Below are 14797 nucleotides of genomic sequence, written 5' to 3' on the forward strand. Positions count from 1 at the left end.
GGATGGAACTGCAGAACGCGAGAGTCGCCGTCCTGGCCGAGAACCTCTACCAGGAACTGGAGCTCTGGTACCCCGTACTGCGCCTGCGCGAGGCCGGCGTGCGCGTCACGATCGTGGGCGCCCGCGCCGGCGAGGTGTACGCCAGCAAGCTCGGCTACCCCGCGGTGGCCGAGGTCGGCATCGGCGACGTCACGCCCGACGACTTCGACGCCGTCATCGTGCCGGGCGGCTTCTCGCCCGAGTACCTGCGCCGGGAGCCGCGCTTCGTCGACTTCGTCCGCGCCCTGAACGACCGCGCCGCCCCGGTCGCGGCGATCTGCCACGCGGGCTGGCTCCTCGCGACCGCGGACATCGTGAAGGGCCGGGCCGTCACGTCGGTCCCGGTCATCAAGGACGACGTCATCCACGCCGGCGGCGACTGGCGCAACGAGGCGGTGGTGGTCGACGGCAACCTGATCACCTCGCAGCTGCCGAACGACCTGCCGTTCTTCCTCGCCCGAATCCTGGAGGCCCTGGCCGCCAGCTCGTCCCCCGGTGGTCCGGTTGCGGCCGTCGTCAACGATTCGAAGCCGAGTTCCGCGGTGTACCGCGCGGCGGCCGTCGTGAAGAACCGCGCGGCCGGACCGGGCTCGGCGAACTACCGGGCGTACGCGGTGGCCGGCGAGTGACCGTCGCCCTGGTCGCCGGCGGCGCGACCGGCATCGGACGGGCGACCGTCCGGATGCTGCGGGCCGCCGGCACCGACGTCTACCTGGCCGACGTCAAGGACCCGGCCGCCGCACCGGACGGGCCGGGGCGGCTCGTCGCGGGCCACCACGACCTGACGTTGCGGGACGCGCCGCGCGCCGCCGTGGAGGCCGCGCTGGCGGCGTTCGGCCGGCTCGACCACGTCGTCGTGACGGCGGGGCTGCACGTCGTGGCGCCCCTGGAGTCGTTCGCCGTGGACGCGTGGGAGGCGACCATGGCGCTGAACGTCCGCGCGCCGTTCCTGCTGGCCCAGGCGGCGGTCGCGGCCCTGGCGGAGACCCGCGGCAGCATCGTGTTCACCGGCTCGACGGCCGCCCACCGCGGGAGCGCGGGGACGTTCGCCTACGCGGCGTCCAAGGGGGCCCTCATCAGCCTGACCCGCTCCCTCGCCGTCGAGCTGGCGGGGCGAGGTGTGCGCGTCAACAGCGTGTGCCCGGGGTGGATCGACACCCCGTTCAACGACCCGTACTGGAACGCCCAGGCCGACACCGAGGCGGCCCGCCGCGGCATCGAGGCCCGGGTGCCGCTGGGCCGGCAGGGCGACCCGGACGAGGTGGCCGCGCTCATCGTGTACCTGCTCGGCCCGGGCGCGGCCTACGTGACCGGCCAGTCGATCACCGTCGACGGCGGCCTGCTTTCCGCCTGAGCTCGACGTTAGTCGATCTCTCGGCGGGGAAGTGGGCGGTGCATGCGCTCGCCGTTGCTCGCCGCCGTGCTGGTCCTGGTCCTGCTCGCCGTGACGCCGGCGGTGGCCTTCGCCGCCGGCGGGGCACCGGGCGGGCCCGGCGTCCCGGAGCAGTTCCTGCCCGCCGACAAGTCCGGCCTCGGTACCGCCCGTGCCGCCACCAGCCCCGTCTGGTTCACGGTGCAGCGGGAGGGCGGGCTGGGCGAGATCTACTACCCGGACCTGGGCACGCCGAGCGCCCGGGCCCTGCAGTTCGCGGTGGCCGACCGGCACGGGCACGCCACCCGCGCGCAGGACGCGATCGTGGAGACTTCGGTCGACGACGCGCTCACGTTCCGCCAGACGTTCCGCGACCGGGGCGGCCGCTGGCGCCTCGCCGTCACCTACGTCACCGACCCGGCGCGGGCCACGGTGCTGCTCGACGTGCGGTTCACGGGCCCCGGCCACGACCTCTTCGCGATCTACGACCCGGCGCTCGGCGACACCCGCGACGACGACAGTGGTTCGGTTGACGGCGACGCGCTCGTCGCGCGCGACGCGAGCACCGCCAGCGCCCTCGCCGCCGAGCCGGGCTTCGCGGTGACGTCGAACGGCTTCCGCGGTACCAGTGACGGCTGGACGGACCTCGCCCGCGACGGCCGCCTCGACTGGCACTATCCCTCCGCCGCGGCCGGGAACCTCGTGCAGACGGGCCGCCTCGCCGCCGGGCACACCACGATCGCGCTCGGCTTCGGCGCGACCGGGCCGGCGGCGCTGGGGGCCGCCCGGGCCTCGCTGCGGGCCGGGTTCGACCGGACCGCCCGCGCCTATGCCCAGGGCTGGCGGGCCTACCTGGCCGGCCTGCACCCTGCCCCGGCCGTCGCCGACCGGCGGCTGTACCAGGTGTCGGCGATGGTGCTCGCCGCGAGCGAGGACAAGGCGCATCCGGGGGCCTACGTCGCCGCGCCGAACATGCCGTGGATCTGGGGGTCGGAGGCGCCTTCAGGGCCGTACCATCTGGTCTGGTCCCGGGATCTGTATCAGATCGCCACGGGACTCATCGCGGCCGGTGACACCGCGGGCGCCGGCCGCGCGCTGGACTTCCTGTTCACCGTGCAGCAGCGCCCGGACGGCTCGTTCCCGCAGAACTCCTCCGTGGCGGGCGTGCCGGTGTGGACCGGCCTGCAGCTGGACGAGGTCGCGCTGCCGATCGTCCTGGCGTACCAGCTGGGCCGCACCGACCCCGCCACCTGGACCCACGTGCGGGCGGCGGCCGAGTTCCTGCTGTCCTTCGAGGGCGCCCCGGCCACGCCTCAGGAGCGCTGGGAGAACCAGTCCGGCTACTCCCCGGCCACGATCGCGGCGGAGATCGCGGGTCTGGTGTGCGCGGCGTCGCTGGCCCCGGATGCGGCCACGGCTGCGCGCTATCGACGCGCCGCCGACGAGTGGGCCGCGCGGGTCAAGGGCTGGACGGTGACCACGACCGGCCCGTACTCGCGGGACCCGTACTTCCTGCGCCTGACCAAGGACGGCAACCCGGACGCGGGCACCACGTACAGCATCGGCGACAGCGGCCCGTCGGCCGTGGATCAGCGGCGCGTTGTCGATCCGAGCTTCCTCGAACTGGTCCGGCTCGGGGTGTTGCCGGCGGACGATGCGGCGGTGGTCAACTCGCTGTCGGTCGTCGATGCGCAACTCGGGACCGGGGCGTACTGGCACCGCGCCTCCTTCGACGGGTACGGCGAGGAGCGCAGCGGCGCCGCGTGGTCGTTCCCGCTGCCGGCCGACTCGTACCAGACCCTGGGGCGCGCCTGGCCGCTGCTCAACGGGGAGCGGGGCGAGTATCTTGTTGCGGCCGGCGATCTGCGGGGGGCACGGGCGCAGCTTGCGGCGATGGGCCGGGCCGCGGGTCCGGGGCTGATGCTGCCGGAGCAGGTGTGGGACGACCGCCCGCCGGCTGGGACGCCCGGGTTCGTGCCGGGGACGCCGACGTTCTCGGCGACGCCGCTGGCTTGGACGCATGCGCAGTACATCCGGCTGGCCTGGGGCATCGCGAGCGGACGGGTCGTCGAACAGCCCGCCGCGGTGGCCGACCGCTACCTGGGGTGATCTACGATGCCGTCGTGCTCCGGGACTGGCGGGTCGGTGTGGTGCTCGGCGTGGCCGTCGTGCTCGGGACGGCGGCCTGCACATCGAGCCCGCCGAACTCGTCGGCCGGGGCGCAGCCTTCGGCCCCGGCTGAGTCCGGCGCGGCCTATCTGGGCCCCGCCGCGGCCGGCGCCGCACCGAGCCGGACGGCCCGCCCTTCCCCGGCGGCGGCCGCCACCACGGCGACCGCGAAGACCACCAAGCCGCCGGCCACGGTAGCGACGACGCCCGGCGCGCGCGTGACGTCGCTGCGCATGCAGCCCGAATACCCCGGCTGGGCGGGCCTCTGCCAGCCGATCACCGTGACGCTGTTCGTGCCGATCACCTTCAGCGACGGCGACGCGCTGTTCAGGACGTCGGTCCAGCTGCACTCGACCGACGGCAACGACCCGGCCCCGCGGGCGTTGGGGGCACCGGGCCACGACGGCTCGACCACGGCGCGCCTGACGTACGACCTCAAGCTCGACCCGGCCAACCCGAAGCGCACCATCGAGTTCTGGGCCGAAACCCTCGAGCCGAACCGGATGACCTCGAACCGCGCTCGGTTCGACGTCAAGTGCATGCCGTCCTGAGCGTGCTCGCCTGTAGCAGCCCGTTCAGGCGCGGTCGTGGAGCGTGATCTGGTAGCCGTCCGGGTCGGCGAAGGTGAAGGTCCGGCCGAAGGGCCCGTCGATCGGCGCCGACACGATCGTGTGCCCGTCGGCGGCGAGCGCGTCGTGGATGGCCTGGACGTCCGTGGCGTGCAACCAGATCGCGGCGCCGATCCCGGGCTGCGCCGCGGACGCGAGGTCGGTGCCGGGAAGCACGTCGCGGAGCGCGAAGGCGATCGGCTTGGTGTCGAACACGACGGCGTGCGGCGGGCCGGCGGGGGAGCGGACGAGGCCGAGGTACCGCTCGTAGAACGCCTGCGACGCCGCGAGGTCGCGGGCCTGCAGTGAGATGAAGTCGGGTCCGGTGACGGGCATGGCGAATCCTCCTCGAGTAGGTGTCAGTTAACTGACACGTCCAACCGTATGTCAGAATGCTGACATGAGTCAAGACGGCGTCGACCTCGAGACCTCGCTGGGGTACCTGCTGAAGGAGGCGTCGAGCGCGCTGCGCCTGGCGATGGAGGACGTGTTGCGGCCGCTCGGGATGAACGTGACGAAGTACTCGTGCCTCGAACTGCTGGCGCAGCGGCCCGGGCTGTCGAACTCCGACCTGGCCCGGGGCGCGTTCGTGACCCGCCAGTCGATGAACGTGCTGCTGCAGGCCCTGGAGCGGGAGGGCCTGGTGACCAGGCCGGCGGAGGCCCCGGTCGGGAAGGTGCTGCCGACGCGGCTGACACCCCGCGGGCGGCGGGCGCTCGACAAGGCGACGGTGGCGGTCCGGTCGGTCGAGGTGCGGATGCTGGCGGGGCTGACCGAGCCCGAGCAGGCGACGGCGTTCCGCCTGCTGCGCAGCATGACCCGTTCCCTGCGCGCCGATGATGGGCCCGCTTAGACCGCCCTGGTGAAGGTGCACAGGGCGGCGGTGGCGTCGTCGTGGCGTTTCCAGCGGGTCGTGGGGCCGGTGTGGGCGTACTCGACCCGGCGGACCTCCTCGATCAGCGCCGCCGGGCCCGAGCGCGTGAGGGTGTCGAGCAGCGTCGGCCAGTCCATCCGGCGGTACAGGTCCACGAGCGCCGAGACGCCGTCGGTCAGCAGCGCCGCCCGCCGTACCCCGTCCGCGCCGCCGGTCGGGAAGCTTCCGGTCAAGGCCTGGTACGCCGCCTCCGGCACGCTGTTCGCCACCCAGTAGCCGCCGGGCTGGTTCGTGCGCTCGTACTTGCGGGCGAAGTAGTCGGCCCGCACAACCGGAAGGTCGAGGCGCGCGAAGCGGTCGTCGGTGAGGGCGAGCACCTCGTCGCCGCGGTCGACCACCAGCGTGGTGTCGGACAGGATCAGGTAGTCGAAGCCGCGGTCCGTGGCGCGCACGAGGCAGACGGTGGCCGCCGGGGTCGCCGGGTTGCTGAGGTCGCACTGCCCGCCGTGGTCCTCGCGTGCCAGTGAGATGGCCGTGGCCAGGCAGTCGGGCAGCGAAGCGGCATCAGCCGACAGGTGGGACACGAGCCGCCGCACGTACCAGGCGGGCGTGTGCACGCACCCGGTGGCGACGCCGACCGGGGCGGTGACGCCGTCCAGCACGCCCACCAAAGGGCCGGCCTGGAAAACGGCGTCCTCGTTCTCGGGGCGGCCCGGGGCCGGCGACGAGGCGAACGTGACCCTCACGCGGGAGCGGGGCCCTGCAGCAGGCCGGCGGCGTCGCGGGCCAGGCTGGCCAGGACGCGCAGGTCCGTGTCGGAGAAGGCGCCGACGAACTCGTGGAGGACGCACAACGTACCGATGGAGCGGCCCAACGGCAGGGAGAGCGGCACGCCCGCGTAGGAGCGCAACGGGCCGCCGCGCAGCAGGGGGCCCTCGCCCGCAGGGTGCTCGCGCAGGTCGTCGATGCGGGTCGGGGCGTTGCCGGTGTTGACGGTGTGGCAGGGGAGCCATTCAGTGGGGACGCCCGCGCGGCCGGCTGGAGAGTCGCCGAGGCCGTGGGCGGCCACCTGGACGGTGGTGCCCTCGACGATGACGTTGACGGCCGCGATCGGGGCGCCCAGGACCTCGGCCGTGTGCTTGGCCAGCGCGGCCAGGGCCTCGTGGTCGAGCTGGGCGTAGTTCGACAGCACGTCACGCGCGGGGGCGGTCCGCCAGGATCCAGCGTCGGCGCGTGTCATGGGCGGTACGTCCCTCCAGGTCTCTCGACTGCGTGTCAGCCAAGCGTAGGAACCTGCGGAACCGAAGCGGTGGGCACCCGGGTGCGGCCCGGGTGCCCACCACACTACTTGGCCAAAACCCGCAGGCGGCCCAGGCCCTCGCGGACCTTCGGGAACCACTCCTGCTGCTCTTCCTCGATGTGGTGCGTCACGTTCTCGATGAGCAGGTACGGACCTTCCTACGATCGCGTACCTGTCGCGGAGCTGGGCAAACGGCCGAACGTGCTGCGGTGGAAGACCAGCGGTGCGGCGTCCGGGTCGGCGTCGAGGTCGTGGATGCGCAGGAGCACGATCTCGTGGTCGCCGGCCGGGACCTCCCGCTCGATGCTGCAGTCCAGCCACGCGCAGGCGCCGTCGAGCAGGATCTCGCCGTCGCGGCTGGCCCGCCAGGTCGCCCCGGCGAACCGGTCGCCGCCGCGCTGGGCGAGCTGCCGGCCGAGGCGCTCCTGGTCGGCCGCGAGCACGCTGACGCCGAGCCGGCCGGCCCGGCGCAGGACGGGCCAGGTGCTGGAGGTGCGGGCGATGCACACCGAGGCCAGGGGCGGGTCCAGCGAGACCGACGTGAACGAGCTGGCGGCGAGGCCGACCGGGACGCCGTCGACGATGGCGGCGATCGCGGTGACGCCGGTCGGGAACGCCCCGAAGACGCGGCGCAGGTCGGTGGGGGAGAGCAATGCGGGAGCGGTCATCGGTTCGGCCCTGCCTTCCGCGGGTGTATCGGTCATGGTCAGTTTAACCTAAGCCCTACTAATCCGATAGGGATAGTTGAAGCCGTCGACCACGCCGTCGCGCAGGTAGCGGCCCCATTCCTCGGCGATCTGACCGGGGGTACCGACGAAGCTCTCATGACCCGGGCTGACCGCGATCACGAGCTCCCGGATGGACAGGTCGCGCTCGGCCGCCAGCTCGCGCCACGCGGCGATGCGGGCGAGCTTGCCGGTGCGGAACTCGATCGGGAGCGTGCCGCGGGACGGGTCCAGCTGTTCCAGGTACGCCAGCGCGCGCGGCCCCGTGGTCTGCTCCCGCCTGATCCAGTCGGCCTTCTCGCGCGCCTCGGCCGCCGTGTCGCCGAGCACGACCGAGGCGCCGGGCAGGATGCGCACCGCGTCCGGGGCCCGGCCGTGCGCGGCGAGGCGGCGGCGCAGATCGGCCGCATATGCGGCCGCCTTCACGCAACTCGTGTTGGCCGAGAACACCACGTCGGCGTGGCGGGCGGCGAGCTCGCGGCCGCCGGGGGAGTCGCCGGCCTGGAACAACACCGGGCGCGCGGGAATCGCCCCGGTCGCGTCCAGGGTCAGCAGGTCGGTCGCGGCCACGACCCGCTCGCCGCGCCACAGCGCCTTGGCCGCCTCGACGAACGCGGTGGCCCGCTCGTAGCGCCGCTCGTGCGGCAGCCACCCGCCGTGCCGGAAGTTCTCGCCGGTCCAGGCGTTGTCGGTGGTGACGATGTTCCAGCCGGCCCGGCCGCCGGAGACCGTGTTCAGGCTCGCGAGGCGGCGGGCCAGGTCGGCCGGGTAGTTGTACGTGGTGTTCTGGGTCGCGACCAGCCCGATGTGGGTCGTCTCGGCGGCCAGCGCGGCCAGCTGCGTGATCGCGTCGGGGCGGCCGGCGACGTCCGGGTCGTACACCGTGCCGCGGTTCTCCCGCACCCGCAGGCCCTCGCCGAGGAAGAACGCGTCGAACAGGCCACGTTCGAGGGTCCGGGCGACGTGGATGAACGTGTCGATGTGGGTGTGGTCGGCGAAGTCCGGCCGGGTCCACAGCAGGTTCGGCCCGGCGCCGGTGAAGAAGACACCCAGGTGCAGCGAAGCGGTTCGCGGGGCGGGGCAGGCCGAGGGACTCCCGCAGGGTCGGCCCGGCCGCGCGGCGCTCGACGGGCGGCAGGTCGTCGCCGGCGCCGAGCAGATGCACCCGTCGAAGCCGGGCGGCACGTCGCCGACGTCGTGCACCGAGGCGAACACGAGCGGCGCGCCCGCGGGCCGGCCCTGCGCGGGGTCGGCCAGCACGACGTCGAGCTGGTCGGTGATCCCGAGTGCGGCCGAGCCGATGACGACGACCTGGCCCTGCGGCGGGCGCGGCGTGATGAGCGGGCCGATCACCGAGAACCGCGGGCTCTCGAAGTGCACGTGGTGGACGCGGGACGGGTCGAGGAACCGGCCGGTGGCCACGTCCTTGATGACCGCGTCGTCCTCCCACGAGTCCCACAGCCCGCGCGCGACCTCGACGACGTCGGCGACCTCGGCCGGGTCGACCGCGGCGCGCCCGACGGTGGCGAGGGCGGCCGGGTCGGCGGTCGCCCCGACGACCCAGCCGGCCCGGCCCAGCGACGCGTGGTCGAGGCCGGCCAGCTGGGTGGCGAGGTGGAACGGCTCGGTGGTGCTGGTGTGCAGCGTCGGGGCGAGGCCGATCCGCGCGGTCCGCCGGGCCAGGAACGCGGCGAGGACGCCGGCCTCCACGCCGCCGCGCAGCGGATCGTCCGGCAGCGTGACGAAGGCGTACCCCGCGTCCTCCTCCGCCCGCACCCGCCGCTCCAGGGTGGCGAGGTCCGGCGCGCTGACCTCGGCGGCGAACAGCAGCCCGGTCACCGCGCACCGACCTCGACGACCCGGAAGCTGGTCCGGCGCCGCAGTTCGAAGCCCATCGTCTCGTACAGCCTGATCGCACCCACATTCGTCGCCGCCGCGTGCAGCAGCGGCGTCTCCCCGCGCTCGCGAATCCCGAAGGCGACCGCCCGCACGAGCCGGGTCGCGAGGCCCTGCCCGCGGTACGCCGGATCGGTGCATACCGCCGAGATCTCCGTCCAGCCGTCGAGGTGCAGCCGCTCCCCGGCCATCGCGACCAGCCGCCCCTCGCGCCGGAGGCCCAGGTAGGTGCCCAGCTCGATGGTTCGCTGCTTGAACGGCCCGGGCCTGGTGCACGCGACCAGATCCAACATGGCAGGAACATCGTCGGCGGTGAGCACGACGGCCTCCGGCTCCGGCCGGGCTGAAACACCGCGATCGACCAGTTGCACGCCGTCCGCGTCCTCGACGAGCCGCCAGTGCGGCGGGGGCGGCGGGCCGTCGCCGGTGACCGCGATGACGGCGCCCGGTCCGGCCAGCGCGGCGACGTCCGCCCAGACCTCCGGTCCGGCGCCGGGGTGGACGGTCAGGAACGGGGCCACGTCGACCTGGTACCGCACCGCGTCGCCGACGGCCTCCGCGAAGCGCTTGTGCGGGCCGTGCAGGGCGTGCCAGGCGGGGTTGTCCAGCGGGTGCTTCGTCATCGGGCGGCCTCTGGTTCGAGGGTCGGCACCGAGGCCAGCAGGGCCTTGGTGTAGTCGTGGGCCGGGCGGTGGAACACGTCGCCGACGGGGCCCTGCTCGACGATGCGGCCCTCGTGCAGTACCAGAACACGGTCGGCGAGATGGTGGACCACACCGAGGTCGTGGGAGATGAACAGCAGCGCCGTGCCGTCGGCGGCCTGCAGGTCGGCGAGCAGGTCGAGGACCTGGGCCTGGATGGACACGTCGAGCGCGGAGACCGGCTCGTCGCAGACCAGCACGTCCGGGCGGGGGCCGACGGCGCGGGCGATCGCCACGCGCTGGCGCTGGCCGCCGGAGAGCGCGCGCGGGTGGCGGCGCAGGTGGGCGGGGCCGAGGCCGACGCGCTCCAGCAGTTCCACGACCCGGTCGCGCCGCTCGTTCCCGCGCAGCGCGAGCGGTTCGGCGACGAGCTTCTCCACGGTGTACCGCGGGTCGAAGGAGCTCAGCGGGTCCTGGGCGATGACCTGGATGCGCGGGCGCAGCGGCCGCCGGTGCCGCTCGCGGACCCCGCTCCAGCGCGCGTCGCCGAGGTGGACGGCGCCGGCCTCGGGCTCGACCAGGCCGAGCGCGATGCGGGCGACGGTGGTCTTGCCGGAGCCGGACTCGCCGACGATGCCGAGGGTCTCGCCGCGGCCGAGCGTGAAGCTCACGCCGTCGACGACGTGCCGGGCGCCGTAGTGCTTGTGCAGCCCCTCGGCGCGCAGCACGATCCGCTCCGGCTCCGACCTCCGCGGCGGCAGCGGCTCGCGCTCGGTGCTGCTCAGCCGCAGACCCCGGGACGCGGCGGTCGGGACGGCGGCCAGCAGCAGCCTGGTGTACGCGTGCCGCGGCTCCCGCAGCACCTCCCGGGTCGGCCCCTGCTCGACGATCACCCCGTCGTGCATGACCAGCACCCGGTCGGCGATGGACGACACGACGGCCAGGTCGTGACTCACCAGCAACAGCGCCGACCCGGCCGCCTTGCGCTCCTGCAGAAGCCTCAGAAGCTGCTCTTGTACCGTCACGTCGAGCGCCGTCGTCGGCTCGTCGGCGATGAGCAGCGGCGGGTCGGCGGCGATGGCCGAGGCGATGAGCGCGCGCTGGCGCAGGCCGCCGGAGAGCTGGTGCGGGTACTGCCGCGCCCGCTCCGCCGGTTCGGGCACGTGCACCGCGTCGAGCAGCGCGGCGACCCGCGCGGGGCGGTCGCGGGCGGTGCCGATGCCGTGCACCCGCAGTACCTCGCCGATCTCCTGCCCGACGGTGTTGAGCGGATCGAGCGACACGAGGGCGTCCTGCAGCACCAGCCCGGCGACCCGGCCGCGCAGCCGCCGCCAGTCCCGGTCGGTGAACCCGGCCGTGTCGCGCCCGTCGAGGCGCAGGGCGTCCGCCTGCACGTGGGCGGTGGGCCCGGCCAGGCCGACCAGGGTGCGCGCGGTGACGCTCTTGCCCGAGCCGCTCTCGCCGACGATCGCGACGCACTCGCCGCGCTCGACGGTGAAGCCGATCCCGCGCACGGCGTGCACCGGCCCGGGGAACGTGACGCGGAGGTTCTCCACCTCGACCAGGGGCGCCATGTCAGTGCCTGCCTTCGAACGAGCGCTGCAGCCGCCGGCCGAGGGCGGTGAGCGAGATGACGGTGAGGGTCAGCGTGGCGCCCGGCAGGATCGCCGACCACCAGGCCACGCGCAGGTAGTTGCGGCTCTCGGCGAGCATCGCGCCCCACTCCGGCGCGGGTGGCTGCGGTCCCATGCCGAGGAACGACAGCGCCGAGGCGTTCACGATCGCCGTGCCGAGGCCGATGGTGGCCAGGATCGGCAGCGGCCCGAGGACGTTGGGCAGGATGTGCCGCCACGCCAGCCGTACCCGGGAAAGCCCGACCGTCACCGCCTGCTCGACGTAGCCGGAGCGCCGCACGAGCAGCGTCTGCGCCCGCACGATCCGGCCGTAGCGGGGCGCGAACGCGAGCGCGATGGCCAGCACGAGGCTGGGCGTGCCCGGCTCGGTGAAGGCGATGAACAGCAGCGCCAGCAGCACCTCCGGGAACGCCGACAGCACGTCGAGGGCCCGGCTGAGGATCTCGTCGAGCCGGCGCGGCGCGAGCCCGGCCAGCAGCCCGACGAGCCCGCCGGCCAGCAGCGACAGCAGTGTCGAGGCGGCCCCGATGGCCAGGGAGTAGCGGGCGCCGTACACGGTGCGGGTGAACACGTCCCGCCCGAGCTGGTCGGTGCCGAACCAGTGCGCCGCGCTCGGCTGCTGCAGGGCGGCGAAAGGATCGGCGGCGAGCGGGTCGGCGCCGGTCAGCAGGCCGGGGACGAGCGCGGCCAGCAGCACGAACAGCAACACCAGCCCGGCGGCGACGAGGCCCGGGGCGACCCACCGGCGCCGGCGGCGAGGTGCGTCCGCGGGGGCGGGCGGGGCCGTCGCGGTGGCGGTGGACCCGGTCGCGGAGAGCGTGATGGACATGGTCAGCCTTTCCGCAGCCGGGGGTCGACGGCGAGATAGGTCAGGTCGGCCGCGGTGCTCAGGGCGACGTAGATGGCGGCGGACAGCATGACCACGGCCAGTACGACGGGAATGTCCTTGGCACTGACCGCGTCGGTGGCGACCTGGCCGAGGCCGGGCCGGCCGAAGACCCGCTCGACCACGACCGCCGCGCTGAGCAGGAAGCCGATCAGCGTCCCGGCCAGGGTGACCGCGGGCAGCAGGGCGTGGCGCAGCGCGTGCCGCCACAGCAGCGCCTGCCGGGTCAGGCCCCGCGACCGCGCGGTCACCGCGAACGGCTCGTCCAGGGCCCGCTCGAGCCCCTCCCGGATGACCTGGCTGAGCAGCCCGCCGATCGGCAGCGCGAGGGCCAGGGCGGGCAGGACGAGCGCGGACAGGTCGCGATCGCCGGAGACCGGGAACCAGCCGAGCCGGAACGAGAACACGCTCAGCAGCAGGATGCCGATCAGGAAGCCCGGCGCCGAGACGACCGACAGCTCCAGGGTCGAGGTGAGCCCGCGCACCCAGCGGCCGCGGCCGGTGCTGGCCAGGGCCAGCCCGACCGCGATGACGACGCTGAACGCGGACGCGGCCAGGGTCAGCTTCACCGTCGGCCAGACCTGGCTGCCGATGATGTCCAGGACCGGCCGCTGCAGCACGTACGAGCGGCCGAAGTCGCCGTGCAGCAGCCGCCACAGGTAGTCGACGTACTGGATCGCGGCCGGCCGGTCCAGGCCGAGGTCGGCGGCGATCTGGGCGCGGATCTGCGGGGTGTCCGGGCCGTCGCCGACGAGGGTGTCGACGGTGTCGCCGGGCGCCAGGTGCAGCGCCAGGTAGGCGGCGGTGGCGGCGGCCCAGAGGACCACCGCCCCGCTGCCGAGGCGCCGGAGGACGGCTCGCCACATGGCTACTTGCCGATCCAGACGTTGTACGCGCTGCCGGGCACGCCCGCGGTCGGTTCGAAGCCGAGGCCGCCGATCTTCTTCTGGGCCGCGATCTGGTCGGCCGGGGCGTAGAGCGGCAGCAGCGTCGCGTTGCCGGTGAGCTCGCGCTGCAGGCCCGTGTAGATCTCCTTGCGCTTGGCCGGGTCGGCGGTGGCCGCGCCCGCCGCGACCTGCGCGTCGAGTTCCGGGCTGCTGTACCCGTGCCGGTTGATCGGGGCGCCCTTGGGCACGATCAGGGTGAGCGCGGCGCCGGCGTCGGTGTCGGCGCGGGAGTTGTCGAAGACCTCGAACTCGTTCCTGGCCAGGGCGTCGTTCGCGGTGCCCTGGTCGACCACCTTGACCTGCAGGTCGATGCCGGCCGACTGCTTCACCGCGGCCTGCACGGCCTGGGCCAGGATGTCGCGCTTGTCCCGCACGAACGGGGCCGAGAGCACGATGCGCACGGTGAGCCGCTTGCCGTCCCTGGTCCGGAACCCCTCGGTGTCCTTGGTGGCCCAGCCGGCCTCGTCGAGCAGCGTGTTCGCCTCGGCCGGGTCGTTGCCGTAGGTCTTCTCCAGCGACGGGTCGTAGTACGGGCCGGACGGGCTGAGGATGCTCCAGGCCCGGGTGGCGGTGCCGCGGTACACGCCCTGCAGCACGCCGTCGACGTCCACCGCGTCGCGGAAGGCCTTGCGCACCTTGATGTCGTCGAAGGGGGCGCGGGTCTGGTTGAAGTAGTAGTTGTACGCCGTGCCGCTGTTGAGGTGCTGCGCGAACTGCAGGTTCGGGTCGGCCTTGACCAGACCCTGCTCGGTCGCGGGGACGCCCTCGATGACGTCGACCTGGCCGGAGCTCAGCGCGCCGACGCGCACCGAGGACTCCTTCAGGAACCGGTACGTGATCTCGTCGAGGTACGCCGCGCCCTGGTGCCCCGCGTTGGCCGGCGCCCAGTTGTACGCGGGGTTGCGCTTGTAGTGCACCTCCTGGCCTTTGTCGTAGCGGTCCAGGATGAACGGCCCGGTGCCGGCCACGTCCGGGCCGCCGGCCTTGAGGTTCGGGCTCTTCAGCGACTTCGGCGAGATCTGCGCGCCCTGCGGCGAGGCGAAGAAGTCCAGGATCTGCACGTCGGGCTGCTTGAGGTCGACCTCGATCGTGTACGGGTCGACGACCTTCGCCGCCGCGAAGTTCTTGAGCTGCGTCGAGGTCACGCCGGGCGCGTAGCCGGGCACGAACAGCTGGTCGAGGTTCGCCTTGACCGCCGCGGCGTCGAACTTGTCGCCGTCGTGGAACGTGACGTCGTCGCGCAGCTTGAACGTGTACTGCTTGCCGTCCGCCGAGGCCTCGTAGGACCGCGCCAGCCAGGGCAGGTAGCCGCCCTTGTCGTCGTGCGTGAGCAGCGCCTCGAAGCTGTTCCAGACCAGCAGCCGGGCCTTCGCCTGGGCGTACTGGTGCGGGTTGAAGGTGACCGGCTCGGTCTCCACGGCCCAGGTGAGCCGGCCGCCGGCGACGGGCCCTCCGGCGGCCGCCCCGGGATCGTCGGCCGCGGCCCCACCGCAGCCGGCCGCCAGCAGCGTCGCGGCGGACAGGGACAGCATGAATCTACGCATGAGGATGCCTCGATTTTGAGTGGGGAAAACCCGGTGCGGGACAACCGATTCGGCCCGGGTGGTGTCGGCCAGTGCAGCAGCGGCCGAGCACGGCTGTCAACGTTCGACGGGCCTCGCTGTCGGCCATGTCACTGGGGTCTCGCCAAAACCATATCTTGCACG

General features: G+C 73.7%; 15 protein-coding genes. 5 read left to right on the top strand and 10 right to left on the bottom strand.

Annotated features, from left to right (window positions below):
* The first annotated feature begins 2 nt into the window (after positions 1-2).
* The 4 genes from ACQPZ4_RS23755 to ACQPZ4_RS23770 are packed head-to-tail and all read left to right on the top strand — an operon-like array spanning position 3 to position 4131.
* A complete protein-coding gene (locus ACQPZ4_RS23755) occupies positions 3-668 on the top strand; it encodes a type 1 glutamine amidotransferase domain-containing protein (protein WP_433065150.1) in 666 nt (221 codons plus the stop codon).
* Positions 665-1393, top strand: coding sequence for an SDR family NAD(P)-dependent oxidoreductase (locus tag ACQPZ4_RS23760; RefSeq protein WP_433065153.1), 729 nt, complete (start codon positions 665-667; stop codon positions 1391-1393). The genes ACQPZ4_RS23755 and ACQPZ4_RS23760 overlap by 4 nt, the downstream gene beginning before the upstream one ends.
* 42 nt (positions 1394-1435) lie before the next feature.
* Positions 1436-3520: a glycoside hydrolase family 15 protein gene (locus ACQPZ4_RS23765; RefSeq protein ID WP_433065155.1), complete on the top strand. Its 2085-nt coding sequence runs from the start codon at positions 1436-1438 to the stop codon at positions 3518-3520.
* Positions 3521-3534: 14 nt separating this feature from the next.
* Positions 3535-4131 carry a hypothetical protein gene (locus ACQPZ4_RS23770; RefSeq protein WP_433065157.1) on the top strand — a complete coding sequence of 199 codons (597 nt, stop codon included), beginning with the start codon at positions 3535-3537 and terminating at the stop codon, positions 4129-4131.
* Positions 4132-4155: 24 nt separating this feature from the next.
* On the opposite strand, the gene ACQPZ4_RS23775 is transcribed toward ACQPZ4_RS23770, so the two are convergent.
* On the bottom strand, positions 4156-4524 hold the full coding sequence (locus ACQPZ4_RS23775) for a VOC family protein (protein WP_433065160.1): 369 nt from the start codon (positions 4522-4524) through the stop codon (positions 4156-4158).
* Between the two features lie 64 nt (positions 4525-4588).
* Between ACQPZ4_RS23775 and ACQPZ4_RS23780 the strand changes: the two genes are divergently transcribed.
* Positions 4589-5041 carry a MarR family winged helix-turn-helix transcriptional regulator gene (locus tag ACQPZ4_RS23780; RefSeq protein ID WP_433065163.1) on the top strand — a complete coding sequence of 151 codons (453 nt, stop codon included), beginning with the start codon at positions 4589-4591 and terminating at the stop codon, positions 5039-5041.
* On the opposite strand, the gene ACQPZ4_RS23785 is transcribed toward ACQPZ4_RS23780, so the two are convergent.
* The 9 genes from ACQPZ4_RS23785 to ACQPZ4_RS23825 form a co-directional block, all read right to left on the bottom strand.
* Positions 5038-5808, bottom strand: a complete 771-nt coding sequence (locus ACQPZ4_RS23785) for a hypothetical protein (protein ID WP_433065166.1) — start codon at positions 5806-5808, stop codon at positions 5038-5040. The genes ACQPZ4_RS23780 and ACQPZ4_RS23785 overlap by 4 nt on opposite strands.
* Positions 5805-6302: a GAF domain-containing protein gene (locus tag ACQPZ4_RS23790; protein WP_433065168.1), complete on the bottom strand. Its 498-nt coding sequence runs from the start codon at positions 6300-6302 to the stop codon at positions 5805-5807. The genes ACQPZ4_RS23785 and ACQPZ4_RS23790 overlap by 4 nt, the downstream gene beginning before the upstream one ends.
* A 218-nt stretch (positions 6303-6520) precedes the next feature.
* A complete protein-coding gene (locus tag ACQPZ4_RS23795; protein ID WP_433065171.1) occupies positions 6521-7030 on the bottom strand; it encodes a flavin reductase family protein in 510 nt (169 codons plus the stop codon).
* A gap of 48 nt (positions 7031-7078) precedes the next feature.
* Entirely contained in the window at positions 7079-8926 is a 1848-nt protein-coding gene (locus ACQPZ4_RS23800) for an LLM class flavin-dependent oxidoreductase (RefSeq protein ID WP_433065173.1), read from the bottom strand.
* Positions 8923-9606, bottom strand: coding sequence for a GNAT family N-acetyltransferase (locus tag ACQPZ4_RS23805; protein ID WP_433065176.1), 684 nt, complete (start codon positions 9604-9606; stop codon positions 8923-8925). The genes ACQPZ4_RS23800 and ACQPZ4_RS23805 overlap by 4 nt, the downstream gene beginning before the upstream one ends.
* Positions 9603-11198, bottom strand: coding sequence for a dipeptide ABC transporter ATP-binding protein (locus ACQPZ4_RS23810; protein ID WP_433065179.1), 1596 nt, complete (start codon positions 11196-11198; stop codon positions 9603-9605). The genes ACQPZ4_RS23805 and ACQPZ4_RS23810 overlap by 4 nt, the downstream gene beginning before the upstream one ends.
* Position 11199: 1 nt before the next feature.
* Positions 11200-12087: an ABC transporter permease gene (locus ACQPZ4_RS23815; protein WP_433065181.1), complete on the bottom strand. Its 888-nt coding sequence runs from the start codon at positions 12085-12087 to the stop codon at positions 11200-11202.
* Between the two features lie 2 nt (positions 12088-12089).
* Positions 12090-13010, bottom strand: a complete 921-nt coding sequence (locus ACQPZ4_RS23820) for an ABC transporter permease (protein WP_433065184.1) — start codon at positions 13008-13010, stop codon at positions 12090-12092.
* Positions 13011-13012: 2 nt separating this feature from the next.
* Complete coding sequence (locus tag ACQPZ4_RS23825; RefSeq protein WP_433065186.1) at positions 13013-14635, bottom strand: ABC transporter substrate-binding protein; 1623 nt, start codon at positions 14633-14635, stop codon at positions 13013-13015.
* Positions 14636-14797 lie beyond the last annotated feature (162 nt).

Source organism: Dactylosporangium sp. CS-033363 (genome assembly GCF_050942475.1).
GTDB lineage: Bacteria > Actinomycetota > Actinomycetes > Mycobacteriales > Micromonosporaceae > Dactylosporangium.